The sequence below is a fragment of the Aliidiomarina sedimenti genome, from assembly GCF_003986955.1.
Classification (GTDB): Bacteria; Pseudomonadota; Gammaproteobacteria; order Enterobacterales; family Alteromonadaceae; genus Aliidiomarina; species Aliidiomarina sedimenti.
The window spans coordinates 26,483-52,834 of sequence record NZ_PIPN01000004.1 but is presented as its reverse complement, the minus strand read 5'-3'; the positions used below and the strand labels follow the sequence as shown (position 1 = coordinate 52,834).

General features: G+C 53.0%; 19 protein-coding genes. 11 read left to right on the top strand and 8 right to left on the bottom strand.

Translation table 11 applies throughout. The features are described 5' to 3' along the window. Nucleotides 1–107 precede the first annotated feature (107 nt). Nucleotides 108–1,481: a YfcC family protein gene (locus CWE12_RS09300; RefSeq protein WP_126789438.1), complete on the bottom strand. Its 1,374-nt coding sequence runs from the start codon at nt 1,479–1,481 to the stop codon at nt 108–110. A 146-nt stretch (nt 1,482–1,627) separates the two neighbouring features. Between CWE12_RS09300 and CWE12_RS09295 the strand changes: the two genes are divergently transcribed. Then, the gene (locus tag CWE12_RS09295) at nt 1,628–2,815 is read left to right on the top strand and encodes a BaiN/RdsA family NAD(P)/FAD-dependent oxidoreductase (RefSeq protein WP_126789437.1); all 1,188 of its coding nucleotides are present in this window, start codon (nt 1,628–1,630) and stop codon (nt 2,813–2,815) included. A gap of 35 nt (nt 2,816–2,850) precedes the next feature. Here CWE12_RS09295 and CWE12_RS09290 read toward each other — a convergent pair whose 3' ends face one another. Continuing rightward, on the bottom strand, nt 2,851–3,579 hold the full coding sequence (locus tag CWE12_RS09290; protein ID WP_126789436.1) for an alpha/beta hydrolase: 729 nt from the start codon (nt 3,577–3,579) through the stop codon (nt 2,851–2,853). 117 nt (nt 3,580–3,696) lie between these two features. On the opposite strand from CWE12_RS09290, the gene CWE12_RS09285 reads away from it, so the two are divergent. Both CWE12_RS09285 and CWE12_RS09280 read left to right on the top strand, forming a co-directional pair. Beyond that, nucleotides 3,697–4,407, top strand: a complete 711-nt coding sequence (locus CWE12_RS09285) for a hypothetical protein (protein WP_126789435.1) — start codon at nt 3,697–3,699, stop codon at nt 4,405–4,407. An 87-nt stretch (nt 4,408–4,494) separates the two neighbouring features. Further along, on the top strand, nt 4,495–5,181 hold the full coding sequence (locus CWE12_RS09280) for a hypothetical protein (protein ID WP_126789434.1): 687 nt from the start codon (nt 4,495–4,497) through the stop codon (nt 5,179–5,181). On the opposite strand, the gene CWE12_RS09275 is transcribed toward CWE12_RS09280, so the two are convergent. After that, complete coding sequence (locus tag CWE12_RS09275) at nt 5,182–6,225, bottom strand: alkene reductase (RefSeq protein WP_126789433.1); 1,044 nt, start codon at nt 6,223–6,225, stop codon at nt 5,182–5,184. 213 nt (nt 6,226–6,438) lie between these two features. Between CWE12_RS09275 and CWE12_RS09270 the strand changes: the two genes are divergently transcribed. The 5 genes from CWE12_RS09270 (at nt 6,439) to CWE12_RS09250 (ending at nt 16,090) form a co-directional block, all read left to right on the top strand. Beyond that, nucleotides 6,439–7,866, top strand: a complete 1,428-nt coding sequence (locus CWE12_RS09270; protein WP_126789432.1) for a hypothetical protein — start codon at nt 6,439–6,441, stop codon at nt 7,864–7,866. Between the two features lie 105 nt (nt 7,867–7,971). Beyond that, nucleotides 7,972–9,807 carry an ABC transporter ATP-binding protein gene (locus CWE12_RS09265; protein ID WP_126789431.1) on the top strand — a complete coding sequence of 612 codons (1,836 nt, stop codon included), beginning with the start codon at nt 7,972–7,974 and terminating at the stop codon, nt 9,805–9,807. A gap of 129 nt (nt 9,808–9,936) precedes the next feature. Next, complete coding sequence (locus tag CWE12_RS09260; protein ID WP_126789430.1) at nt 9,937–12,630, top strand: hypothetical protein; 2,694 nt, start codon at nt 9,937–9,939, stop codon at nt 12,628–12,630. 14 nt (nt 12,631–12,644) lie between these two features. Beyond that, entirely contained in the window at nt 12,645–15,317 is a 2,673-nt protein-coding gene (locus CWE12_RS09255) for a TonB-dependent receptor domain-containing protein (RefSeq protein ID WP_126789429.1), read from the top strand. 104 nt (nt 15,318–15,421) lie between these two features. Then, nucleotides 15,422–16,090: a class I SAM-dependent methyltransferase gene (locus CWE12_RS09250; protein ID WP_126789428.1), complete on the top strand. Its 669-nt coding sequence runs from the start codon at nt 15,422–15,424 to the stop codon at nt 16,088–16,090. Here the strand turns inward: CWE12_RS09250 and CWE12_RS09245 are convergent. After that, entirely contained in the window at nt 16,080–17,477 is a 1,398-nt protein-coding gene (locus tag CWE12_RS09245) for a serine hydrolase (RefSeq protein WP_198675726.1), read from the bottom strand. The two genes, CWE12_RS09250 and CWE12_RS09245, sit on opposite strands and share 11 nt — an antisense overlap. A 148-nt stretch (nt 17,478–17,625) precedes the next feature. On the opposite strand from CWE12_RS09245, the gene CWE12_RS09240 reads away from it, so the two are divergent. The 3 genes from CWE12_RS09240 to CWE12_RS09230 all read left to right on the top strand — a co-directional run bounded on the left by CWE12_RS09240 (nt 17,626) and on the right by CWE12_RS09230 (nt 22,150). Further along, a complete protein-coding gene (locus CWE12_RS09240) occupies nt 17,626–18,048 on the top strand; it encodes an MAPEG family protein (protein ID WP_126789426.1) in 423 nt (140 codons plus the stop codon). Between the two features lie 125 nt (nt 18,049–18,173). Beyond that, a complete protein-coding gene (locus tag CWE12_RS09235; RefSeq protein WP_126789425.1) occupies nt 18,174–18,785 on the top strand; it encodes a DUF502 domain-containing protein in 612 nt (203 codons plus the stop codon). 26 nt (nt 18,786–18,811) lie between these two features. After that, nucleotides 18,812–22,150: a S41 family peptidase gene (locus tag CWE12_RS09230; protein ID WP_126789424.1), complete on the top strand. Its 3,339-nt coding sequence runs from the start codon at nt 18,812–18,814 to the stop codon at nt 22,148–22,150. 71 nt (nt 22,151–22,221) lie between these two features. On the opposite strand, the gene CWE12_RS09225 is transcribed toward CWE12_RS09230, so the two are convergent. Genes CWE12_RS09225 through CWE12_RS09210 form a run of 4 tightly spaced genes read right to left on the bottom strand, consistent with a single transcriptional unit; the run spans nt 22,222 to nt 26,237 of the window. After that, nucleotides 22,222–23,235: a zinc-binding alcohol dehydrogenase family protein gene (locus CWE12_RS09225; RefSeq protein WP_126789423.1), complete on the bottom strand. Its 1,014-nt coding sequence runs from the start codon at nt 23,233–23,235 to the stop codon at nt 22,222–22,224. A gap of 44 nt (nt 23,236–23,279) precedes the next feature. Continuing rightward, nucleotides 23,280–24,290, bottom strand: a complete 1,011-nt coding sequence (locus CWE12_RS09220) for an ArsA family ATPase (RefSeq protein ID WP_126789422.1) — start codon at nt 24,288–24,290, stop codon at nt 23,280–23,282. Further along, complete coding sequence (locus CWE12_RS09215) at nt 24,281–24,562, bottom strand: cory-CC-star protein (protein WP_126789421.1); 282 nt, start codon at nt 24,560–24,562, stop codon at nt 24,281–24,283. Before CWE12_RS09215 ends, CWE12_RS09220 begins: the two co-directional genes overlap by 10 nt. Then, entirely contained in the window at nt 24,549–26,237 is a 1,689-nt protein-coding gene (locus CWE12_RS09210; protein WP_126789420.1) for a carbon starvation CstA family protein, read from the bottom strand. The genes CWE12_RS09215 and CWE12_RS09210 overlap by 14 nt, the downstream gene beginning before the upstream one ends. Nucleotides 26,238–26,352 lie beyond the last annotated feature (115 nt).

Sequence of the window (26,352 nt, the reverse complement as noted above, 5' to 3'; positions counted from 1 at the left end):
GCTAAACATGCAGACAACTACCACATAGACAAAACCACGCAAACATACAACGCGCAAACAAAAAGGCCCCGTTGCGAGTGCAGCGGGGCCCTTCATTACAGCGGTGGCTAGTAGCCGACAAACACCGCAAATATCAGTGCGAACGAACACACTACCAGCAATTTCAACATCAAAGGCGCCATAAAACGGAACCAGCGGTCGTAAGGAATACCAGCCAGGCCAAGAATACCCATCAACACCGGGTTAGTCGGTACGATCATATTCATGAAACCGTCACCCATCTGGAACGCCAGTACAGCCACCTGACGACCAATTTCAGCGGTGTCCGCAATCGGCACCATAATCGGCATAGTCACAAACGCCTGCCCTGAGCCCGATGGAATGAACAGGTTAAGGAACGACTGAATGAAAAGCATGCCTACCGCACCAAAATAGGACCCCATGGCATCAACCGGCATCGACAAGTAATGGATAACGGTGTCGAGAACCTGACCATCTTCCAGGATCATCGCGATACTGCGGGCAAAACCAACCAATAATGCAGTCGCGGTTAACTGGGCAGCACCGTCAATGAACTTCTGCGCCGCTTCATCGAAGCCAAGCCGGCCGATAAAGATAGTCGCTATCCCCAGGCCGACAAACAGCGCACTCAGCTCTGTTAAATACCAACCGTGCCATTGAATGCCATAAACCAGTAACGCAAGGGCCAAACCAAAGGCGCTGATTACCGCAATATGGGTTTTATTCATTTTCGGGTAAGCATCGGCGTCCTGTTTGATCTCTTCGGTCGGTAAATCCGCCAGTAGCGAGTTGGCCGGGTCAGCTTTGACTTTTTTGGCGTAGCTGTAAACATGGTGGAAACCAACGGCAAAGACCGGGATCAACAACAGGATACGCAGCCAGGCGCCGCTGCCCGGTTGCACTTCGGCAATGGCCTGAGCGATCACCACGGTAAAGGGGTTGGTTAACGACAAACCGTACCCGACACCATAGCCGACCACCAGAATCCCCATTGCCACCATTGCATCGAGCTTAATGGCCCTGCACAACCCGACCAGCAGCGCCACGAAGACCACGTACTCGGCGGCCATGCCGATCACCGATGAGAACAGGCCAAAAATGAACATGCCACCGAAAATGAGCAGACCCATGCGGCTACCGAATTTCTCCAGCAGCTTGCCGATCACCGCATCCAGTGCGCCAGTGTGACGAATAATACCGAGCACGCCACCGATCAGAAAAACGAAGAAAATAACGTTTTGAGCCGCTTCCAGCGCTTCCGGAATCACCGTAAGCAAGCGCACAGGGCTCAGCCGGGGGACATCTTCCTGCATTTCATAACTGCCTGGTACCACGACGGTCAAACCATCTTCAACCTGACGGTCAAATGAACCGGTTGGCAAAATCCAGGTTAACACCAGCGCCACCATCATCATGATGAACATCAGCACCAGCGTGTGTGGAATTTTTATTTTTGACATAACAAATCAGTTCCCGAAATTTAAACGCGCTCTAGACTATGCAAAAGGGGGCTCCGAGGCAAATCCGATTTGTTCACAACTGTGCTAAACTGCCCGCTTTTAACGGTTGAAGCCAACCGCGAACTTGCCTGCTTTGAGCTAAGTAAATGGAAACTAAGACATTTGACTGCATTATTCTGGGCGCTGGCGCGGCCGGACTCCATTGCGCCGCCACCGCCGCTAAACGCGGAAAGTCGGTGCTGGTGCTCGATCACGCCAAGCAGGCAGGCAAAAAGATCCTGATTTCCGGCGGCGGACGCTGCAATTTCACCAATATGTACACCGCGCCAGACAACTTTTTGTCGGCAAACCCGCATTTCTGCAAGTCTGCATTAAGTCGCTACACCCAATGGGACTTCATTGCGCAGGTTAGCCGTTATGGTATTGCTTACCACGAGAAAACCCTGGGTCAGCTATTTTGCGACGACTCTGCTAAACAGATCGTCCGCATGTTGCTCGATGAATGCGCTGAACATGGCGCGCGTGTTCAACTGCGCACCAACGTGACTGATGTCAGCTTCGACGGCCAGGAGTACCAGCTCGACACATCGCAGGGAACATACAACGCTAAGTCAGTGGTGGTCGCGACTGGCGGTTTATCCATGCCGAAACTCGGCGCGACCGCGTTTGGCTTCAAGCTAGCGGAGCAGTTCGGTCACAGCATCCAGCCAGTACGTGCCGGGCTGGTGCCTTTTACCCTGCATGACAGTGACAAAGCGCAGTTTGAGCCCCTTGCCGGCACCGCCTGTGATGTCATTGCTGCCAGCGACCGTGCCAGCTTTAAAGAAGCCATGCTATTTACCCACCGCGGCGTCAGCGGACCGGCGATTTTGCAGGTGTCCTCCTACTGGCAGCCGGGCGAAAGCGTGCATATTAACTTAATGCCCGATGCAGATGCCTTTGAAGCGCTGAAAGCGAGCAAACAGCAACAACCCAAAATGGGCCTGAAAGCCTGGTTAAGCCAGCACATCGCCAAGCGTTTAGTAAGCATTCTGCTGGAGCGCGAAAAATGGCCACAGAAGAACCTCGCCGACTACAGTCATGCCGAACTCAGTAGCATCGCCGAATGCCTCCACAACTGGTCGCTTAAACCCAACGGTACCGAGGGCTACCGCACCGCCGAAGTCACTCTCGGCGGCGTCAACGTTGATGAGGTCAGTTCCAAGACCATGCAGAGCAAACTGCAACCAGGCCTCTACTTCATTGGCGAAGTGCTCGACGTCACCGGCTGGCTCGGCGGCTACAACTTCCAATGGGCATGGTCCAGCGCCTGGGTCTGCGGTGAGTCGGTTTGACCGCTAAAACCATACCCTTTTACCAGACAACCTAATTAGCTACAGCGCCCACCTGTTAGATAATTAGCGACTGTGTGAGCAATCTCGTCTTTAAGCCAGACGGGGCCGTAGTCAGTCATATCATTGTGCCGCGATTCCGCTATTGTCTTAACGCAAATACCGTAGCGCTCGCTTTCTTGTGATGAAGGTAACACCCCATCGTCCGCAGGGTAGTCACTGCCCCGAATTGAAAGCACGTCGATATCCGTACTACGTGGAAGCGGAACGCGCCGGTGATCAAGCGTAATGACGGTTGCTATGTAGTCTGTACCCTGATTGGCAAGCCAGGACGATATATCACCTCCGTTTGAATGACCGATAAGCAACAATTCACTAAAATTGTAGTTTTGATGAACAGGTTCAAGATTGTGTTTAATAAAGTCCAGTGTCTCAGCGCCCCGGCTCCAGTTCTCACTGCGGGATTCATACAGGTCACCAGACACCGATAACGGCGGATCACTCTCTAGTTCATGCCCGATAGCCACAACCATGTAACCCAATTGATTCAACTGCTGCGACAAAAAGGAGTATTTGACATGCGAGACACCATAACCCGCACTAAGAAATGCAACCGGACATTTTTCAGCCTCACTGCAGTCTCTTTGTGAGGTGGGATGCGATATTTCTATCGGAATATGCCTATCTCTCGATTCATCATAAACGGTACCAGCTGCGGCACTGAAAGCAGTGAATAGTGAAACAATAATTAATACAAAAGATTTCAAATCTTATTCCTTGAGTTTTGATCAAATTAAAGTCTTTAAAGAAAAAAGCGATTCGTTCCCCCTGGCGCACTTCTACCGTACAGTAGAAGAAAGAATCAAGGACGGAAACTTTTGCCAATGCCTGTTTATCAATCTGTGCAACGTATTTGCCTGATCCTGGCGACTTTAGTCATTGCTAGCGGCTGCACATCGCCTACAGTCTTCCTCAATGACTATAAGTTAAACCCCTCCAGCGTTATAGAAGTACAGCAAGAACTGGAGAAAGCGGGGCTTGAGGTTACGGTTATCTCGATTCCACACCCCGCAACGATGGATGCTTCGACCATAATTCTGGGCTCAGCGGCGACTCTTGGCCGCGAGGTCGACAGCGTCGCATCGCTTCTTCATGGCTTAGGCTACGAGAACATTGCCACCTCGATTATCCAGCGCGGTAACCACTGGTACCGGGCTGGCAATATGGGGTTATACCTGGTTGATGACACACTCATAAATGGAGCAATGCATTCTGTTATCGGGACCTATCAGGCAGACAACTGCGAGTTGATGCAAACCCTCACCCTGACCAACGACAATCGCTTTACGCTGACCTATACAGACGGTGAGACCTTGCAGGGTCAGTGGGCGATTGATGGCATGCCCTATATTAACCTGTCGAAGCAGAGCCCCTATGTAAACTTCTACTATCAGATTGAAAGTGAAGTGACGCATGATTTTTCTGGCCGGGTAGACATCACGAAACTACGACCATTAGAAAGCCAGAACTACCGCCAAATTGAAAATTGCGGGTTTGTTCAGGGCCTAAGGGTGAACCCCACTCAATCCCTTTAAACTGATCCGTACCGCCGGGCTCAGGTCTTTACAACCAACCTGGGATCAGGTTAGCTGGGGAGTAAGAAACCACATAAGGATTTGGCCATGGTCTTTTTTACTCGATTACTTGTTGCCGTACTTAGCTGCATTGTTTTGCCCTGCGCGGCGGCAGAAGAACCTTCTACGGACGTTACGCTGCTTGGCCAGGCGATCGAAGTGCGGCAGACACTTTCGTCTGAATGGATGGGAACCTACGGTACGGACGGGTATGAAGACGTAACTGCTTATGGCATCAGAAAGCTAGCTCAGGATACGCTTTGGATGCCTGCAGCTACATTGCAGACCTTTACCCGGCATGCGTTGCTAAACCAATTCGCCACAGACATTCAGTCTGCCCCTACACTGACGGACAATGAACGCACCTATGTACTTCACCTCTACAGTCAGGCGGACACGCAGACCGACGATGAGCAACTCACCGGCTTTAGCCTGGTGACCGAAAACAGCGAGAACGGCCAACTCAACATGCATACTTACCAGCGGGTCGATGAGCGGTTCGTGCGGCAAACGGAGTTCAGCGATGAGGTGCGCGGAGCACTTGACTGTGAGTCTGCTGCGCTGATGGCACTAACCTTCAGCATGCCCGGCACCATTAGCGGCTCCGGCGACAAGCAGGTTAAAGTGGTCACCCTCGGCCGTATGATTGATGAATATGACTCAATTGAATCAGAAACCCAATACCTCGAAGGATTGCAGCAACGCAGTCGGCAGTTGCTGCAATCCAGCGACTAGTTAAAGCAGCGTTTTCAGCATCTCGGCGTCGTATTCAACCAGCGCTTCGCCCTGTTGCACGCGTTGGATGTAATCCGGGTTGGCTATCAACGGCCGGCCGATTGCAGCGAGGTCAAATTTGCCTTCAGCGATACCCTGGTCAGCCTGATCGGCGGTGTAGCTGCCGCAGCCCATAAAGGTGCCTTTGTAGTTAGCCCGCAGGAACTCGCTGGAACGCATGCCGTCAAGGGCGTCGAAGGTCATACTGTCATCGAAAATACCCACATGCAGATAGGCCAGGTCGCGCTTGTCCAGCTCTGCTAACAGCAATTGAAAGACCGCTTTGTCGCGCGGATCTCCGGTCATATTCGCATAAGCGCCCGGCGATAAACGCAGGCCAACGCGATCGGCACCGACTGCTGCAATGACTGCATCGACCACCGCCAGAGGGAAACGCACCATGTTCTCCGGGCTACCACCAAATTCGTCCTCACGATGGTTACTGGCATAATGCAGGAACTGGTCGAGCAGGTAACCATTGGCTCCATGGATTTCAACCCCGTCAAACCCTGCGGCGCGTGAATTGGAAGCGGCCACCGCATAGTCTTCGATAAGCTGCTCGATTTCACCGCTGCCGAGAGCGCGCGGCACCGGGTACGTCAGACCCGGCATCCGCGGAATGCGCTCATTAAGGCCAATCGCTGACGCTGAGACCGGGCGCGAGCCATGAAAGACCTGATGCGAAACCCTGCCTACGTGCCACAACTGGCAAAACATGGTGCCACCTTTTTCATGCACGGCGTCGGTGACTTTCTGCCAGCCTTCAATATGGGACGGGCGGAAGATACCCGGCACGTTCGGGTAGCCCTGCGCGTCGGCACGAATGATGGTCGCTTCGGAAATGATTAAACCGACATCGGCACGGCGCGCATAATAGGCGGCCATGTCATCGGTCGGAGTCAGATCCGCAGCCGCCATGCAGCGGGTTAATGGGGCCATAGCGACACGGTTTTTCAGGGTTAGTGTCGGGTTTAAAGTCACCGGGGAAAACAGGTTGGTGTGCATTAGACGATCCTTTCAAGAGACTGTTGGTTGAATAGCAACCAGGACAAGTAAGCTAAGCTTGTCTACGCTATGAGGTCAGATTTGCTGCTTCACAAGGTCTGTTAAAAAGACAATAATCGGATAAATTATTCGTTTTTATACTAACGCATTGCCGAGGCCCCCAATTGGGACTGAAGTCTGGCATGGAAATTAACCACTAGGATGGTCTGAACTATGAAATCTATTGCCTGGCGTTCATTACTCATTAGCAGTTTATTAATTAGCTGGTTGGCGGCCTGTAGCTCACAGATTGCCACCGAAAACGAGACTCAGCGCGAGCTGGTCGAGCATGCTCAGTATATCGAACGCGCTGCTGCTCAGGCTGAAGAACTGTGGCCGGATTTCTGGAGCGCTAACACCCCCTTCATTGTCTATTTTCGACAAGGGCCCGCGTTGCTGGTTAGCGAGCAGGTGCCAGAGGGCGACTACCAGCAGCTTAGCGAGCGCTATTATTACTATGAAGATAGTCTGCCAAGACTCAGCGACAGCTTTCATATTGACTACCAGGCGGGCGATATCGTGGCCACGGCTGTGAGTTTACAAAGCAGCCCTCAGGACACTTTAAGCCTGCTGTTTCATGAAGCCTTCCACGGCTATCAACGCAGCCACTTTTCGCGCACCGCGGTGGCTGAATTTGTCGACCCTGACGCGTTTAAAAATCCACAAGTTCGCGCCTTACTGCAGCTTCGCCGCGATCTGCTGGAGCAGGCGCTGGATGCACCTGTCGAGCGCGTGCCCGGATTGCTGGATGACCTGCTGACCATTGATCATTTACTGGTCATGCAAATGGGCGCTGAACCGATGGAACGTATGCACCAGCTTGAAATTATTGAAGGGACTGCTGAATACATCGGGCTCACCGCCGGTCGTCTGGTGCATCCGCGCTTTAACGTCACACGCCGCGTTAAAGACCACCTGCAAGTAAACCCTGAAGGGGTTCACAACAGCAGTAACCTGCGCCGTTATTCCTATGGGACCGGCGCGGCCCAGGTGATCCTGGCAACCCGGTTGGAACAGGATGCGCAGCAGCAGATCAACGATGCCTCGTCATTAAACGCCCTGCTCGCCGAGTGGCGTCAGTTCGAAGAGCCTGATGAAGCGCGCATCAATGACCTGTTAGCCCGCTACCCTATTGAAGCGCTTGTCGAATGGGCCTATCAGCAAAGTAGCCCGGACCAGGCACTTAACCTTGAACAGTTCGCCGCGTTGACTGAAGCGACCCTGGATTTCGCCATTCATTTAAAGAGTAAGCAGGCGACCGCCGGGCTCGATGTTAACTTCTCAAGCGGTACGGGAGGCTTTACCCAGCCACAGCAGGGCTCGTATGTTCTGCCGCAGCCGCAGTCGATTTCTATTTACGGCAACATGACCAAGCTTCTTATCGAAGGTGCTGCAACCCATATGCAGTCACCGGGTGATGAAAGTCCGGTATTGCGACTGCAGGTTAAAGTCGATTCATTGCCCGTCTTGTGTGACGGAAACGAGAGCTGTCAGCTCGAGTCGATTGACTTTACCTGGCAGGGTATTGAGTTTAGCCATGCTGCCGAGACCAGTGTTCGTCAGCAAGGAAGTCATTTACATATTGATGTAACAGAGCTCTGATTGAATAGGCCGCTTTTATTGTATACTCAGGGGCTCTTTTAGCCCCTGTTTGTTATGCGCGTTTTTGTCGTACCCCTTAAAGCGCGCCGTATACAAGGAAGCCTTATGTTTCGTTGGTTTGAAAATCGTTTAGACCCATTTCCTGAAGCCGAGCCGGCCCAACCGCCGAAGGGTTTCTTTGCCTTCTGTTACCACTTCACCAAAGGCTCAGAAAAGTACCTGATTATGGTCGCCATTCTGATGGCGCTGGTAGCCATTACCGAAGTCTGGCTGTTCGGCTTTCTTGGCAGTATTGTCGACTGGCTCTCAGAGCAGGATCGCGCTAACTTTCTCGCCAACGAATGGATAAAACTGACCGCCATGTCGGCGGTGGTATTGATTGGCCTGCCTACACTGGTTTGGTTTCAGTCACTGCTTATGCACCAGACTCTGCTCGGCAACTACCCGATGCGTATTCGCTGGCTGGTGCATCGCTATCTGTTGAAGCAGTCTATGAGCTACTACCAGGACGAGTTTCCCGGCCGGGTTGCAACCAAGCTGATGCAAACCGCGCTCTCGGTGCGTCAGGTCGTGGTCAGCTTTATCGAAGTGGTCAATTACATCGGCGTTTATTTCCTTGCCATGTTTGTGTTGATTGCTACTGCCGACTGGCGTCTGATCCTGCCACTGGCTGGCTGGATCGTTATCTATGCATTGCTGCTTTATATCTTTGTTCCGCGGCTGGGCAAAATCTCCCAGGAGCAGGCCGATGCCCGTTCGATTATGACGGGTCGTATCGTCGACAGTTATACCAATATCCAGACCGTGAAATTGTTCTCTCATGGCGCGCGTGAAACCAGTTTTGCCCGCGATGGCATGGATGACTTTCTGCTCACCGTGCACAAACAGATGCGCCTGGTGACGTTGCTGTATGGTTTGCTATATGTCATCAACTGCCTTTTGCTGTTTGCTTCTGCCGCCCTGGCGATCGGTTTATGGCTCAATGAAGCTGTCTCCTTGGGCGCCGTCGCGGTAGTAGTAGGCCTGGTGCTGCGATTGTTTGGAATGTCACAAATGGTGATGTGGCAACTGACTCAGTTGTTTGAAGCCATAGGTACCGTGCAGGACGGGATCGGCTCGATTGCAGTCTCGCGTACGGTCGAAGACAAGCCCGACGCGCCTCCATTGCAGGTCAGCAAAGGTGGGATCGAATTCGACGACGTTAACTTCCACTACGGTAAAGCCAGCGGGGTGATGGACGGGCTCAAGCTGAACATCAAACCCGGCGAAAAAGTTGGTATTGTCGGTCGCTCCGGCGCCGGTAAGTCGACCCTGGTCAACTTGTTGCTGCGCTTCTACGATGTACAGAGTGGTCGTATTCTGATTGATGGTCAGAATATTTCTGACGTGCAGCAGGACACCCTGCGGGCACATATTGGCATGGTCACGCAGGACACCTCGTTACTGCATCGCTCGGTACGCGACAATATTATGTACGGCCGTCCGGATGCCAGCGAGGATGAACTCTTCTATGCAGCGCGGCGCGCCCATGCCGATGAGTTTATCGCCGGCTTAAGTGACCACAAAGGTCGCACTGGCTACGATGCGCATGTTGGTGAGCGCGGGGTCAAACTGTCCGGAGGCCAGCGCCAGCGGATCGCCATTGCCCGGGTGATGTTAAAGGATGCCCCCATTCTGATTCTGGATGAAGCGACCTCGGCACTCGACAGTGAAGTGGAAACCGCTATCCAGGAAAACCTCTATAACCTGATGGAAGGTAAAACGGTGATCGCAATTGCCCACCGACTGTCCACCATTGCCGCGATGGACCGTCTGGTGATCATGGATCAGGGACGGGTTATCGAACAGGGCACGCACGAACAACTGATCACCCAGGACGGTTTGTATGCCAAACTCTGGCGCCGACAGTCAGGCGGCTTCCTGGCGGAGGATGTAAGCTAACAGCACCTGTATGTCATTGAAATGAAACAAAGGTGACACCAAGTTGTCACCTTTTCATAACCATAGTGTCACGCAGAGGAAGCACACTAACCGCGCTTTTCTCTCACAACCCTCTGCGGAGACAACTCTATGTTCCAACTAAAACAATTATTCCGGCTGAGCCTGGTCACGGCCGCATTAACACTGGCTGCCTGTGGCGGTGACATCAACATTAGCAGTGGCGGTGACGGCGACGGCGGTAATACGCCTCCACCCGGTGGCGGCGGTGGTACTCCACCTCCAGCCACTGCTGATTGCCCGGAGTGGGCGGTAGCTGGCGATCCAGTGGATGGCATGAATGCAACCGTTTGCGAAATCAGTGGCACCTTCACCACCGACCGGACGTTAACCAATGACGTGCTGTGGGCCTTAGACGGCCGTGTTGCAGTGGGCAACGACCAAGCGGACAACACAGTACTGACCATCGAACGCGGCACCACGCTGTTCGGTAAAAGCGGTGCCGATTTCCTTGTTGTACGCCGCGGCTCTCAACTTGAAGCTGAAGGTACCCGCAACGAGCCTATCGTGATGACCTCGCTGCAGAACCTGCTCGGCCTGACCGATGCCACTTCAATCGGGCAATGGGGCGGTTTGGTATTACTTGGTCAGGCACCCGTCAACGGATGCGACCAGGCCAACCTGGATGACTGCGCCATTGAAGCAGAGGGTGATGCAGGTCCATACGGTGGCTCCGATGCAAATGACAATAGCGGAACCTTGCGCTATTTGCAGGTACGTTACGCAGGCTACGAAGTCCTGCCTGACAACGAACTGAATGGCATTACCTTCGGCGGCGTCGGTAAAGGCACCACCATTGAATACATTCAGGTACATAATAACCTCGACGATGGCATCGAGTTTTTCGGCGGCACTGCGGACGCTAAATACGTCGTTCTGACCGGCAACGGTGATGACTCGCTGGACTGGGATGCTGGCTGGAATGGCCGTCTGCAGCACGTATTAGTGCAGCACAACACAGTCAATGGTAAGGCCAACCGGGGTATCGAGGCTGATAACAGCTCAAGCAATTTCAGCGCGACCCCTCGCAGCCGCCCGATTATTTCCAATATGACTATTCTTGGCAATGAGTGGGATGGGGACGACGACGGTGAAGGCATTCTGCTACGTCGCGGCACCAGTGCTGAGCTTTATAACTTCGTTGTGACCGGTGAACCGGGCATGGGAGAATGCTTTGAGCTGAATGATCAGGAAACGGTCGACAACGCGGACAGCGGTGACTTACGTTTTGAGCATTCTATTATTCATTGCAGCGAACCATTCAAAGACAGCGTTGATGAGACCGACACCGTTATTTTTGACGCTGAAACCTGGTTCCTGGCACAGCCTGGTAACTCCACCGACGATCCGTTGTTAGGTGGCTACTTCCCGTCAGCGGTTTCACCTGCACTGGGTGCCGGACTGAACGTTGCCAACGAGGTCGATACCTGGTTTGACGACGTTGACTACATCGGTGCTTTCGATGGCGAGAACGACTGGACCCTGGATTGGACCTACGCGCTACACAACGACGCTTCTGCGATTAGTTGCCCGGCCGGTACGACACAGGTTGAGTCGCTGACTGACAAGCTGACTTGCGAACTAACTGGCTCCTACACTGAGAACCTTCACTTGCCCGTTGGCGCTGACTACCAGCTCGATGGCCTGGTCCGTATCGGCAACGACAATGCCGACTCAGCAACCTTGTTTATCGACCCGGGTGTGCGCCTTTACGGTGAAAACGGTGCTGATTTCCTGGTTATCGCCCGCGGTTCTAAAATTATCGCCGAAGGACGTCCAAACGCGCCCATCACTATGACCTCGCTACAGGATGTAATTGATGCCAACACTGGCAAAGGTCAGTGGGGTGGCCTGGTATTACTGGGTAACGCACCAAGCAATAAATGCGACCAGGCTGACCTTGCCAGCTGTGATATCGAAGCAGAAGGTGATGCAGGTCCTTACGGTGGTGCCGATGCCAACGACGATTCTGGCAAACTGAAGTTTGTCCGCGTTCAATACGCGGGTTACGAAGTACTAACTGATAACGAGCTGAACGGTATCACTTTCGCAGGCATTGGCGATCAAACCCGGGTAGCCTTTATCCAGGTACATGAAAACCTCGACGATGGCATTGAGTTCTTCGGCGGCACCGTCGATGCACGTTACGTGCTTACCACGGGTGCTGGTGACGATTCACTGGACTGGGCGGATGGCTGGACAGGTCGTATACAGTTTATGCTTGCAGCTCATAACGATGTAGCCAACCGCGGTATTGAAGCAGACAACCAGTCTGGTGACCTTACAGCGACACCAATTTCCAATCCTGTCATTGCCAACATGACTATTATCGGAAATGACTACACCTCGGCGGACAAAGACTCTGAGGGCATTCTGTTGCGCGCAGGCACCACCGGTAAACTTCACAACATGCTGGTAACTGGCCCGAGCGGAATGGGTGAATGCCTGGAGTTCAACTCGCAGGAGGCAGAGGACCTTGCTGCCAATTTCACCACTGAGATGACTTACTCGGTGATTGCCTGTGACGAACCTTTCCTTGGCGATGTCAGTGCTACGCAGACAACCGAACAGTGGTTCTTGGCTCAGGATGGTAATGCAGTCGCCGCTGGTATCGACGATGTAGTCGACGGTTACCTGACCATTAGCGCCAACCCAAGCAAAGACTTTAGCGGTGATGAGTTCTTCCTGAATGTTCCATTCGTCGGTGCAGCGTCTGCTGACTATGACTGGACTCAGGGCTGGACTATTGGTTTGCAAGCTAACTAAGAAGAGAGGCTGCGATGAGCTGTTCAAACATGACCTTACGCCCGCTGGCCAAGGCCATCCTGCTCGCGCTCGCCTCTGTCTCTTGTATCTCTCAGCCCGCATGGGCTGAGAGTGCAGAGAGCGCAGAAGCAGCCGACAGTAATGTGACACCTAGCATTGAGCGTATTCAGGTAACCGGCCGATTAATGAGTTCGGCGGCGATCACCGCGGCTGAACGCCGTGAGCAATCGCAGGTTACCGAAATTTTGGATGCAGAAATGATCAGCCGTATTGGCGACTCGGATGTTGCCGCGGCACTGAAACGAATCACTGGCCTGACCCTGATTGATAACAAATTTATCTACGTCCGTGGTCTCGGCGAGCGTTATTCCAGTACCTTACTCAACGGAGCCATGGTTCCCAGTCCTGACCCGACCCGGAACGTGGTACCGTTGGATATGTTTCCAACTGCTATCATCGAAAGCCTGATGGTGCAGAAGTCTTTCTCGGTAGATCAACCGGCTTCATTTGGCGGCGGCGGCGTTAACATTCGTACCCTAAGCCTGCCACGTGAACGTGTGTTCGAGCTGTCGCTGGGTACCGGGTACAACAGTCTGAATTCAGACGACGGACTCGAATATGCTGGCGGAGACGACGACTGGCGCGGCCGTGATGACGGCACCCGCGGTTTACCAACCGACATTCAGCAGGCGCTGGATTTGTATGGCTCGCTGGAAACCATTCCGATTGCCCGCCAACTTGGCGGTATCAACGCCGAAAACCTGGCGCGTGCCGAAACCATCAACCGTGAACTGGGTGTCGCCCTGAACCGGGAAATGGACATTGAGCGTACCTCGATTGGTCCAGACATGGATGCCAGCCTGACCTACGGCGACAGTCTGCAGTTAACTGATAAACTGACCTTTGGTGCCATTGGCTCCTTCGCTTATGACCGTTCCAGCAAAAATATTGACGAACAGGAACGCTACTACTCAATCACCAGTGGCAGTGAACTGACTCCACTGGTTCGCTACGATGATATTTCAGGCACCGAATACAGCACGCAGGTGTCCTCGATTGTGAACTTCGGGCTGAATTACGACAACATGCACACGCTCGAAAGCAGCACCATTTACCTGCTTGATACGAGCGATGAAGTAAAACTGAAAGTTGGCGATACCATCGAAACCATCAACGAGCCGAACCGTGAAAACATGGACTACTCGGCCCGTTATGAAGAACGCACCCTGACTGCTAACCAGTTTCGCGGCGACCATCATTTTGATTTCCTAAGTGATCTCAATATGCAGTGGCAATGGACAGATGCCCGCGCCCGCCGCTACGCACCTGGCGAAGTTGAGTACCGCTACATTCGCTCGATTGAGGATGACGGTAGTCAAACCGCCACCTTGCGCCGCAGCGACAATGCGGTGCAGTATATCTTTGGCGATATGAAAGATCGGACCGAGAACGGCAGCATCGACTTCAAATTGCCAGTTAGTCTGGCAAGTTGGGAGCTGGAACTGCAAGGCGGTTATATGTACTTCCAGCGCTCACGTAACTCAGAAGTCGACCGCTTCAAGCTGGATAGCCGTGGCTTCGATAACGTTGAGCTGCAGCAGCGCTTTTCGGATATATTTTCCGATGCCAATATTCTCGACCCGTCGAAGAGCTTCGCCATCTCAGATGTTACCGCCCAGGCGGACGACTATGTGGCCGCTCAGCAACTGGATGCGTTTTATCTCGGCCTCGACTCGATGCTAAATGACACCTGGCGCTTTACACTGGGTGCTCGCTACGAAGACTTCCGTCAGCTGGCATTGCCATTAAGCCCATCCACGGGTGAGATCCAGGGTGACCCTGCTGATTATCCGTTGCTGGATGAAGACTGGTACCCCAGCGCTGCACTAACCTGGTTGTACCACCCTGATATGCAGCTACGTTTTGGTCTCAGCCAGTCGGTAGTGCGTCCGGATTTACGTGAAGTCACGCCGGTTCTCTACGTCGACCCATTAACTGACTTCAACGTGATCGGCTTTCAGGATCTGGAAAGCTCGAAGCTGCTCAATGCTGACGTGCGCTGGGAGTGGTACCTACCCTCCGGCAACAGCCTTAGCATTGGCGCCTTCTATAAGGACATTGACGCGCCGATTGAAAGCATTGAAATCATGGGCTCGGACGGTAACTTACTGGTCTCGTTCCGTAATGCGGAAGAAGGCAGCATTTACGGTGTGGAAACCGAGTTTGTACGCCGTTTAGGTGGGCTATGGTCAACCTCTCCGGGCTGGCTGGATCAGTTCTTTGTCGCTGGTAACCTGACCCTGAGTGACTCAGATATCCGTATTGAGCGGTTCGGCGCGTCCAATATCACCAACCTGGAACGTCGCATGAGTGGACACTCGGAGTATGTTGTTAACGCGCAGCTCGGCTTCGATTCCAACAATGAACGCCACTCAGCAACGCTTAGCTACAACGTATTTGGCGAACGGATTAACTTTGCCGGCGTGAATGGCAAAGACGATGCCTTTGAGCAACCGTTCCACTCTGTCGATGCCACATACAGCTACTATCCGGTGGAAGGACTGTCGTTGAAACTGGCAGCGAAGAACCTGCTCGGGGAGCGCACTGAAATTCTCCAGCAAGGGGAAATTCTGCAAGGTCGCGACCCTGGGACTAGTGTCAGTGCCAGCCTGACCTACCGTTTCTAAGCAGGATTAAGAGCGACTACAAAGGGCCTGCGGGCCCTTTTTTAATCCCTGCTGCTGCGCTAAAGTAACGCCTTCCGTTACTTTACGTATTATGCCTGTAGCCCATGAAAACTCTGTCGACACCCTGTGTCTTATGCGCCTCAACCAATTTCGAACACTGGTATCAGGGCCAGCATGGTGCGATTGAGAATCGTGACTACTTTGCCTGCCTCGAATGTGGCCTGGTGCAGGTGCCCGCTGAGCAACAGCCTGGCGCCAGCGAGGAACAGGCAATCTATGAACTGCATCAGAATAACCCACAGGATCCAGGTTACCGGCGTTTTTTGAACCGAGCCTTTGAGCCTGTGGTAACAAGGCTGAAACCGGGGGCAAGCGGGCTGGACTTTGGCAGTGGCCCCGGCCCAGCCCTGTCGCTGATGTTCGAAGAGGCTGGTTTTAGCTGTGCCAATTACGATATTTATTACGCCAATGAACCTGCCCGTCTGCACCAGGATTACGACTTCATCACGGCCACCGAAGTGTTTGAACACCTGAGCCAGCCAGCTCAGGCTCTTGATACTCTCTGTCAGTGCCTTAAACCTGGCGGCTTACTGATGATCATGACCCAGCGTGCGACTAGCAAAGCTGAATTCGTCAGCTGGCGCTATATTCACGATCCGACCCATATCAGCCTGTTCAGTGACAAAAGCATGGACTACATTAGTCAACGCTGGCCTCTGCACGAGTTAGAGCGACGCCGCGATACCGTACTGTGGCAAAAACCTAGGGGTTAGTATTGTCATCCGCGACTTCCCGTGGCCCGCTCAACGTCTGCCCGAATTGCCGCAGTTCCAGCCCGCTAACGTGCCTGTCTTCGTCACGTTCAAATTCGATTTCGACGCCATGCTGAAGATTTTCAAAAGTATCTTCACTCTGATAATTAAGAGGTGCCGCAGGCTGCCCGCTTGCCTGCAAGTACAGCTGGTTATCTTCAACAAAAATACGCAGATTAAAGCCGGGCATCAATGGATAATCGCCCTCATAGTCGTCAAGGCTCAATGCCTCGGGCTGAGCGGCTACGCGGTGCGCCAGACCAGGTTCGACAGACTCATCCAGTAAATGCAGTCCCAGCGATTGCACGTCCTGAGTGTTATAGAGCGCGGCATTAGCCAATACCACCACCGCCTGCTGTTCTGCAGGTTCAATAATAATTACCGCATTGAAACCACCCGTGCCACCCCCGTGCAAAATATACTGATGATTGTTGCGCTCATGCAGCATCCAGCCCCAGGCGATACTGTGCTCCCCGACCTCGGCCAGCAGCTGATGCGATTGCTGAGCCGCATCGACCAGTTCAGGTGGTCCTAAGCCGAGCTGTAACTGCGCAAAATTAAGCATGTCATGTAAGCTGCTGCGCACTCCTCCGACGGCTTCCATATCCTTAGGGAAATTCCAGTTTTTAGCCGCATCCCCATTCGCCAGGCGCCCTTCAATGGTTTCCAGCCCGAAGCCGGAATGCTCCATTGCCAGTGGCTCAAATAAACGCGTCTGGTAATAATCCTGCAGCGACTGCCCGGTCACCTCCGCAATGAGCTTAGATAGGATCATGAAAGCAAAATTTGAGTAGCTGTACTCCGCTCCCGGCTCGCTTGCCAGTGGCGCGTTCTCAAACGAGTGCCACAAAGCTTCGTCGGTGAAGTCTGCATAAGGGTCTTCATGGTCCGCTGGTTGCAAAGCGGGTAGCCGCGGCAGCCCGGAGGTATGAGTTAGCAGGTGACGCACCAACATGGTCTCAGCGCTGTCCGGTGGACCAGAGTAAGGCAGGTAATCCGCTACCGGACGCTCAATATCAAGCTCCCCTTGCAGCACCAAATCGGCTGCTAAGACGCCAAGCATTGCTTTACTGATGGAGCCTATTTCAAAAACTGTGCGGGCGTCAGGCTTGTTTGTTTCATTGTCCGCACAGGCGAAAGTGGTCTCGCGCCTGATATCTGCACCGTCCTCAATTACCTGGATTCGCCCTACCGCCAGACATCCACCTGAGCTGTCGCCTTCAATGCGAGCCTGAACAGCAGTAGAAATATCAGCGCCGTTGGCACTGCCCAAGGGGCTTAGCAAGCCTGCTGCCAGAGCAGCAATAGCCCCAATAGTTTTTGCTGTTGGATACCCTCGTGGATACATAGAAATCTCCCGTATTTTCGATCCTGACGCTGATAACTTTAGTATGCATTGCTGGCAACAGATCATGCAGTAAAAAATTGTAACCAGTTTTAACCTTTAGCTGCTAGGCTAATCCAAATTAAGAATTAAAAAACAAGGACCTCACCCTATGATCGACTTTACTGACTATCGCATAAGTTTGCTGGCTATCGGACTGCTTTTATTAATGGTGTTCGTGCAGTGGCTTATTGCCAGTGGACGCAAAGCGCGCGAAGAAGGCGCTATTCCTGGCACGGCGCCGAAGGCCAGCGACCATCATAGCTTCACCTTTCGCGCCTGGCGTACGCACCAGAATACGCTGGAGAACCTAGGTACTATGTTGGGCGCCAGCGTATTCGCCATAGTGGTCGGCGTGAACCCGGTACTGGTTGCCTGGCTAACCTGGATTATGCTGCTCGCCCGGGTGCTACATATGGTGCTTTACTATGCGATTGCGACCAACAGTAACCCGAGCCCCCGTAGTTACTTTTTCATGCTGGCCTGGGTTGCGAACCTGGCATTGCTGATCAGCGCACTTATTGCGTTATTTTAGTGAGCTGGCATCAGCTCAACGCTAAACCAGCGAATGCTGACTGAGCAGGCCGCGGTTATCACGGCTTACGAAAATGCACTATAGTTGTCTCTTAACATTATTCGGAGCTTTATATGCGGTTTACCATGCGTAAGCTATCGCGTTTTATTGTGCGCGGCCTATTCATTATTTTACCTCTGGTCATCACCATCGAGTTGGTGCGCTGGCTACTAATGACCATCGAAAGCTGGTTGTCGCCCACACTCGAGGCGTTTGTTCCTGCCCATTGGTATATCCCAGGCATGGCGCTGCTTGCCTTTCTCACCATCTGCGCCCTAATTGGTTTTACTGCCTACTCACGGCGCGGTGCAAGGTTGTGGAAAATCCCTGGTCGTATCCTGGCGCACATTCCGGGGGTGAGTCAGGTGTACGGTATTATTCAGGATCTCTTTGAAGTGATGAGCGGTGAAAACTTTGAAGACGAGTCAGTGGTTATGGTGAAAATGCCTAATTCCGAGATCGAAATGATTGGAATAGTGACCAAGAAAGGCACAGATCAAAACGACAAAATTGCCGATTTGCTGGACGAAGAACAACTTGCAGTCTTTTTACCAATGGCGTACAACGTTGGTGGTTATATGATCATGGTGCCCAAATCCTATACACGCAATTTAAGCATGAAACCTGCTGAAGCTCTGCAACTGGTTCTGAGCGGCGGGCTTGGGAGCAAGAAGGCGCCACACACCACAATTAAATAATTACCAACGACCAGCAGGAACTAAGCATGAAGTTAGCGCTGTACCTGGCGTCCGGTGCGCTCTTGGCGAGTGGCTCGATGCACGTAGTCGCCGAGGAGAGTACTCGTGGCTATTATCGCAACCCCAGCATTCATCAGAACCAGATCGTTTTTACCGCTGAAGGCGACCTTTGGCGCACCACGGTGCATGGTGGCAACGCTACCCGGCTTACCACAAGTGATGCTGAAGAACGCTATGCAGCCATTTCTCCCGATGGCGACTGGGTTGCCTATGTGGCTGACTACGAAGGCGCACCAGAAGCCTATGTCATGCCACTTCAGGGCGGTATTCCAAAACGGATTACGTTTGAAAACAGCCGCGTACGAGTGCAGGGCTGGACGGCTGACGGCCAGGTGCTTTATAGCACCGATCATGTCATGGGCCCTGCAAATCAGTGGCTACTGCGCAGTGTCAATCCGGAGTCACTGACCACCAGCACAATCCCGCTGACTGACGCGATAGAAGGCAGTTACAACCTGCGCGCTGAGGGCCGGGTAATAGAGCACCGCAGCGACGAGCCGGATGCGGACGGCAATTACGAAGTTCGCAGCGAAACCATTCACCCGGTTAACCCCGAAACTCTCTACTTCACCCGTTTTGGTCTGCAGGCAACTGGCGACAACACGCGTATTTATCGTGGTGGGGCAATGGGCCAGCTGTGGCGCTTTAACCCCGGAGACGAAGAAGCAGAACTGCTGACCGACGACCATATTGCATCCGTTCGCCAACCGATGGTTGATGGCACTCGTGTGTATTTCATTTCGGACGCCACTGGTACTCCAAACTTGTGGTCAATGAATGGCGATGGCAGCGAGAAACAGCAAGTAACAGAATACAATGACTGGCAAGTCTGGTCGGCAGATATAAGTCAGGGCCGGATTGTCTACCAACTTGGTGCAGATCTGAAGCTACTGGACCTCGAATCAGGGCAGAGCGAAACACTCGATATCCAGCTTACCAGCGACTTTGCCCACCGCCAGGAACGCTGGATTGAAAACCCACTGGATTACCTGACTGACACCAGCTATAACGGCGAGCAGGAGCGGGTAGTGATAACAGCCCGCTCACAAATCGCGGTGGCAGGTAAAAGCCATCAACGCCTGTTTGAAGTGCAGACCCCGGTTGGCAGCCGCTCCCGTGGTGCGGTCATGAGCCCTGACGGGCGCTGGATATACGCGCTCAATGATCACAGTGGTGAAAATGAAATCTGGCGCTTCCCGGCCGATGGCTCCAGTGGTGCCAGCCAACTGACTGATGATGGCAATGTATTTCGCTGGGGTATCCACCTCTCGCCAGATGGCAACTACCTTGCCCATGACGATAAAAACGGCGATCTTTGGCTGCTTAATTTAAGCAATGGTAGCAACAGGCGCATCGCCGAAGGCGGCTGGGGTCACTCTCCCTACGCAGACGTCGTCTGGTCCACCGATAGTAAATTACTCGCATTCAGTAAAAGCAATCAGGACGGCGACCGCTCACAGGTTTTACTCTATTCGGTCGATGAAGAGCGTCAACAAGCGGTTAGCACAACTAAGTATGATTCATTCTCGCCGGCCTTTAGTACTGACGGTCATTGGTTGTACTTTGTGTCGAACCGTAATTTCGATGCCAATCCGCGTTCCCCATGGGGCGACCGCAACCTGGGCCCGATGTTCGACAAGCGTGGGCTAGTGTTTGCAGTGAGCCTGAAGTCACAGGCATGTTTCCCGTTTCAGCCAGAAAGTGAAGTCAGTCAGTGTGATCCGGATGCTACTGAAGAACGCTCGCGCCGCCAACCGGTTGACTGGGACGGCCTTGCTGACCGCCTGTGGCAAGTTCCACTGGAAGCCGGCAATTATCGCCAACTGCAAGTAAGCGATGAATTCCTCTACCTGCTGCGCGCCGGGGATAGTCATCCGCAGCTGATAAGTGTAGCCATTGACCCGCATCAACCAGAGGTTAAGGTATTTGCGAGCCAGGTCGAGGACTACGCCGTAAGCTCGCAGAGAGACAGTCTGTATTGGCGAACCAGCAACAATGACTTCTATATTGACGATGTTCAGGCCACCGCACCTGACGATCTGAGCCGCTCGCTTTTAGCAACTGACCAGTGGCAACTGGCATTCAACCCGGTTGAAGAGTGGCAGCAAATGTTCCGCGATGCCTGGCTAATGCACCGCGACTTCCTCTTTGACGCGGACATGCGTGGGTTAGACTGGCGTGCCACCCGGGAAAAATATCAGTCGTTGTTGCCCCGTGTTACTGACCGGCATGAGTTAGATGACTTATTCGCACAGATGATGGGCGAACTCAGCGTATTGCATTCGCAAGTTCGCGGCGGTGACTATCCAGCCGCGGACGATCAGCCATCGGCGGCAACCCTGGGAGCCGCCTTAGAAACAACCGACAACGGCGTGCGTATTCTGCGTATCTACCGGACCGATCCAGAGCTGCCCGAGCAAGCCTCTCCACTGGCCAAACCTGGTGTTAATGCGACTGAGGGAGACTACATAACAGCAGTCAATGGGCGCCACATCAGCACCCAGGCGGACCTTAGCCAGGCGCTGCGCAACCAGGCCAATAAACCGGTGCGCTTAGATCTGCGACGTGAACGATCCTCGCTACAGACCATGGTGTACCCCGCTACTGTGCAGGAAGACCATCAGTTACGTTATCAGGACTGGGTTCAGCGCAACCGCGAGAAAGTAGACGCGGCCTCGGAACAAAATTTCGGCTACCTGCACCTGTATGCGATGGGACCCAACGACATCGCCTCATTTGCCCGTGAATTTTATGCCAATGTCGACCGTGAGGGCCTGATTATCGACGTGCGGCGTAACCGTGGCGGCAATATTGACAGCTGGATTATCGAAAAACTGCTGCGCCGCGCCTGGTCATTCTGGGAGCCTAATACGCACGGCGCGCCGTATACCAATATGCAGCAAACCTTCCGCGGGCATCTGGTCATTCTTACTGATGAACTGACCTACTCTGACGGTGAAACGTTCGCTGCCGGGGTTAAAGCGCTTGGCCTCGGGCCGCTGGTGGGTAAACGCACGGCCGGGGCCGGGGTGTGGCTCTCAGGGCGTAATCAGTTAGCAGATGGCGGACTGGCACGAGTGGCTGAGACCGCGCAGTTTGCCATGGACGGACGCTGGGTTATTGAAGGCTACGGCGTGGAACCGGACATTGAAGTGGACAATCTGCCCCATGCCACCTTCAACGGCATCGATGCCCAGCTCAATTACGCTATCGAACTGTTGCAGCGCAAACTGGATGATGAGCCTATTCCGGAGCTGCGGAGTCAGCCCATTATGTTACCGGTCGCTGATGACATTACGCCCTAATGACGTTCAACGGGGACAAAAAAGCATGCCGGGTGGCATGCTTTTTTTATAGCTCAGGCTCTATCTGAGTTTTAGTCCCGCGTTACCACCACTTTACCTACGGTTCGCTGCGACATCAGCTGCTGGTGGGCCTGCCCGAGAGTCGCCGCGTTCAGCGGAGACAGATGCTGCTGCAAGCTTGTTTGTAAACGCCCACTATCGATTAACCTTGCCGCTTGTTTGAGAATATCGCCCTGACGTTGAATATCGGCGGTTTTGAACATGGCCCGGGTAAACATGAACTCCCAGTGCAATGACAGCGATTTTTGTTTCATCGAGCCGATATCGAGTGCTTGCTCAGGGTCATCAATCAATGCAAACCGCCCTTGTGGTCTGAGCATTCGCACCAGCTCATCAAAGTGACTGTCGGTGTGCGTTAACGAGGCCACATCGGTGATATCGCTGAGACCACATTCTGCAAGCCCTGCTGACAGCGGTTCAGAATGGTCAATCACATGATGTGCGCCACAACGACTCACCCAGTCTTTTGATTCAGGACGAGAGGCAGTGCCTATCACCGTCGCTTTGGTTAACTGTCGGGCAAGTTGCACCAACATCGAACCCACGCCTCCGGCGGCTCCTACGACCAGCAGTACCCGTTCGCTACTGGCGGTGTCCCCTGCATCGTCACTGGCATCCGAGGTCAATTGCAAGCGGTCAAACAGCAGTTCCCAGGCGGTTAATACCGTTAACGGAATTGCAGCGGCTTCGGCATCGCTTAATGACTTTGGTGCATGACTGACTATTCGCCAGTCGACACACTGAAATTCAGCGTTGCTGCCAGGCCGGGTGACGTCGCCGGCGTACCAGATACGGTCACCAGGTTTAAAGCCTTCTACCTGATCACCTACTGCCTCAACGATACCGACCGCATCATAACCAAGCACTTTTTCATCGCCACTTTGCTTTGCTCGCATCCGTACCTTGGTGTCTACCGGGTTGACCGATACCGCCTGCACCTGGACTAATATATCGTGCTCCTGCGGACTTGGCTTAGCCATTTCCACATCCACTAATTCGCCTTTACGCGCAACAACTGCTTGCATAGAGGTACCTCCGGTTACGTATCCTGTTTTTAAGGCCTGGGATTTTAAAGACCCGCGCTTTCCAGCAGCGAACTCATTCGTTCAAGCCCTTCGATTCCTTCAATATCCATTGCCTGCAACGGCACAAAATAACGCTTCAGATGAGCAAAGCGCTGATCTATCTGCTGCAGATATTGTTTTTCATGTTCCCGTCGTTTAGCCAGAAATTCCCCATCCGCGTCATCTGGCAGAACCCGGTTCACGATCAGGCCAGCCAGCGGTAACCCTTCACCCTTGAGAGTCTCAACGGCACGGCCGGTTTCCAGTACCGGTAGCTTTTCCGGGGTCAGCACAAATAGCATGGCACAGCGCTTACTGTCGGTAAACAGTCGCCGGGTCCGCTGAAACAAACGCTGCCGCGTGAGTAAGCGCTCCGTAATAGCCTGGTTACGTTTACTCATGCCGTCCGTTTCATGCTCTTTTGGGTCCGCCATCGGGTTGGCAATATCACGGCCCTGCTTCGGCGTCAGGTGATCGAGCACCCCTGCCAGCTTCTGCGATCTGCTGTCATGCTTTAGCAAACCCTGGGTCCATGCCGCCATCGCTTCTGGCAGACTGAGTAGTCGCAGGGTATGCCCGGTCGGTGCGGTGTCGAAAATAATCAGGTCATAGCCCTGCTCATTGAGGCCGCTATCAAGAATAGACGCTATGCGTTCTAACAAAGCCGCTTCCTGCGCCCCCGGTGACTGCTGAGTGAGGCGTAACTGACGTTCAATCTCATGATACATCTCAGGGCGCGTAAGCTTTTTCATTTCCGCCGCCACCCGATCGATGTGAGCTTTTACTTCCCGATCAGGGTCGATTTCCAGGGCCCACAGATTTTCCCGTAGCTTAACTTCCTGATCACCCACCGGCTGACCAAAGGCGTCTGCCAGACTATGAGCGGGATCCGTTGAGATCACCAGCGTTTTACGTCCCCGCGACGCAGCCAGTAAAGCCAGGGTCGCCGACATCGTCGTCTTGCCGACCCCGCCTTTGCCGCCGACAAGGAGAACATTTTTATCAGTTAGCAGCATTTAAAATGATCCAAAGGGGATTTTTCCATGCCCATGCGCATATGCCAGTCATGAAAACGTTCCAGTAATAAAGGTTGTAACTCAAGGGTGTAATAGCTGGCGGGATTGGGAACACCCATCATTTCAGAAAAGACGAGCAGCATGAATAAATCATCCTGCTCGCGTTTTGCTCTTGCTATGGCAGCGCGGTAGGGGGCGTTATACGCCTCCTCCGCGAAGTAGTTCGCTTTTTGCCACCACTTTTTGATGGCTGTCAGCTTATGAATTTTCATTGATTCCTTTTTCAACCCGCTCTTTACGCAGTCGGCTCAATGTAGTGCCACACTCAAACACTATAAAGATAGCAGCAACCAGCACCACAATATCCAGACTGAAGAGGAACCAGTTGCCACTGGCGTAGAATGTCTTCAATTGCAGAATCAGCGCTGCAACCGTCATTAGCAACAGGAAAATTAAGGGGATAAGCGTGTAGTATGCTGGACGACCCATGCGCACCAGAATCACTGTAATTACCATCAGGGTCAGGCCGGCAAGTAACTGGTTAGTGGTGCCAAACAGCGGCCAGATAACCAGACCACCAGAACCGTCCGCGCCACCGGCTCCAAACGCCAGTAACAAACAGGTGCCCACCGCGAGTAGGGTGGCCGGCATAATTTTTTGCATCCATTTTATATCGTAGATGCTACCCCATTCCTGGAAGATATAACGCTGCAAGCGCAAACCTGTATCCATCGTGGTCCCGGCAAATAATACCGCCATTACGGTGAGCAGCGTTTCAGCCAGACCAATCTCAATGCCAAGCCCATTATTAATGATGTATGCGCCCCCTTCGACAAAGGCATTGACACCACCCTGACCGAAGGCAGAGTAAACCGCATTCCAGTCAGCAAAGGTGGCAAAGCCTGCTGTCGCGGCAATGATAGCGGCTAAGGCCAGTGAGCCTTCACCTACCGCACCAAAATAACCAACAAAACGGGCATCGGTTTCTTTATCCAGCTGCTTAGACGTAGTACCGCCCGCAACCAGACCGTGGAAGCCAGAAATTGCACCACAGGCAATCGTTACAAAGAGCAGTGGGATAATCGATGGCGTTCCCTCGGGCACGTCGCTGTTAAACGCTGGGGCAACCATTTCAGGCCCCATTACCAACACGGCTGCGTAAAGCAGGATGAGGCCGATAAACAACTGCAAACCATTGATGTAATCGCGTGGCTGGAGCAACATCCAGACAGGCAATAACGAGGCAATTGCTGCATAGCCGAAGAGGATGACAATCCACATCGCGCGGTCAGACAGCCCGACCATAGTTTCAGGTAAGCTGATCGGCATCACCGGACCGAGCCCGATCAACGCGTACAGTGCAATCACACCAACAATAGAAACCGTAATAAGACCAATGTACTTACGGTAAATCAATTGGCCGATAATCAAGGCGACAAAAATAGCGCCCCAGACCGGAATTACCGATGTCGGGAAATCGACCAGTAAGCCTGCAATGACGGTGGCAAACACGGCATTTACCATCAGCAGTACAAGGAAGATTACAATCATAAACAAGCTGCGGGCACGAGTTCCAACCACATCCCCGGTCAATGCACCCATTGACTTCGCTTTATTGCGGTTGCTCGCCCATACCGCTCCGGCATCATGCACGCCGGCAAAGAAAATAGTACCTAATATGACCCACAAAAAGGCAGGCACCCACCCCCAGATAACCGCTATCGCAGGGCCTATAATCGGCGCCGCGCCAGCGACAGAGGTAAAGTGGTGGCCCCATAACACGTATTTATTGGTAGGCACAAAATCAACGCCATCCTCAAACTCATGCGCTGGCGTTTGAAAATTAGGATCGAGCCGATAAATCCGTTCGGCAATGAACTTCGAGTAAAAGACGTAACCAAGCGCCATTGCGCCAAGCCCTACTATGAGTACGAAGATTGCATTCATGTGTTGCTCTCACTAGGTATATTTACAGAATTAGAGATTCTACCATGTACGTTTATAGCCCGAGATTAGACTAAGGTATAGGGTGACAAATACCGAAAATGGCAGAAAGTTCCAT

Coding starts and splice junctions, on each gene's coding strand:
- CWE12_RS09300 (WP_126789438.1), bottom strand. CDS start 1,481: ATGTCAAAAATAAAAATTCCACACACGCTGGTGCTGATGTTCATCATG.
- CWE12_RS09295 (WP_126789437.1), top strand. CDS start 1,628: ATGGAAACTAAGACATTTGACTGCATTATTCTGGGCGCTGGCGCGGCC.
- CWE12_RS09285 (WP_126789435.1), top strand. CDS start 3,697: ATGCCTGTTTATCAATCTGTGCAACGTATTTGCCTGATCCTGGCGACT.
- CWE12_RS09280 (WP_126789434.1), top strand. CDS start 4,495: ATGGTCTTTTTTACTCGATTACTTGTTGCCGTACTTAGCTGCATTGTT.
- CWE12_RS09275 (WP_126789433.1), bottom strand. CDS start 6,225: ATGCACACCAACCTGTTTTCCCCGGTGACTTTAAACCCGACACTAACC.
- CWE12_RS09270 (WP_126789432.1), top strand. CDS start 6,439: ATGAAATCTATTGCCTGGCGTTCATTACTCATTAGCAGTTTATTAATT.
- CWE12_RS09265 (WP_126789431.1), top strand. CDS start 7,972: ATGTTTCGTTGGTTTGAAAATCGTTTAGACCCATTTCCTGAAGCCGAG.
- CWE12_RS09260 (WP_126789430.1), top strand. CDS start 9,937: ATGTTCCAACTAAAACAATTATTCCGGCTGAGCCTGGTCACGGCCGCA.
- CWE12_RS09255 (WP_126789429.1), top strand. CDS start 12,645: ATGAGCTGTTCAAACATGACCTTACGCCCGCTGGCCAAGGCCATCCTG.
- CWE12_RS09250 (WP_126789428.1), top strand. CDS start 15,422: ATGAAAACTCTGTCGACACCCTGTGTCTTATGCGCCTCAACCAATTTC.
- CWE12_RS09245 (WP_198675726.1), bottom strand. CDS start 17,477: ATGTATCCACGAGGGTATCCAACAGCAAAAACTATTGGGGCTATTGCT.
- CWE12_RS09240 (WP_126789426.1), top strand. CDS start 17,626: ATGATCGACTTTACTGACTATCGCATAAGTTTGCTGGCTATCGGACTG.
- CWE12_RS09235 (WP_126789425.1), top strand. CDS start 18,174: ATGCGTAAGCTATCGCGTTTTATTGTGCGCGGCCTATTCATTATTTTA.
- CWE12_RS09230 (WP_126789424.1), top strand. CDS start 18,812: ATGAAGTTAGCGCTGTACCTGGCGTCCGGTGCGCTCTTGGCGAGTGGC.
- CWE12_RS09225 (WP_126789423.1), bottom strand. CDS start 23,235: ATGCAAGCAGTTGTTGCGCGTAAAGGCGAATTAGTGGATGTGGAAATG.
- CWE12_RS09220 (WP_126789422.1), bottom strand. CDS start 24,290: ATGCTGCTAACTGATAAAAATGTTCTCCTTGTCGGCGGCAAAGGCGGG.
- CWE12_RS09215 (WP_126789421.1), bottom strand. CDS start 24,562: ATGAAAATTCATAAGCTGACAGCCATCAAAAAGTGGTGGCAAAAAGCG.
- CWE12_RS09210 (WP_126789420.1), bottom strand. CDS start 26,237: ATGAATGCAATCTTCGTACTCATAGTAGGGCTTGGCGCAATGGCGCTT.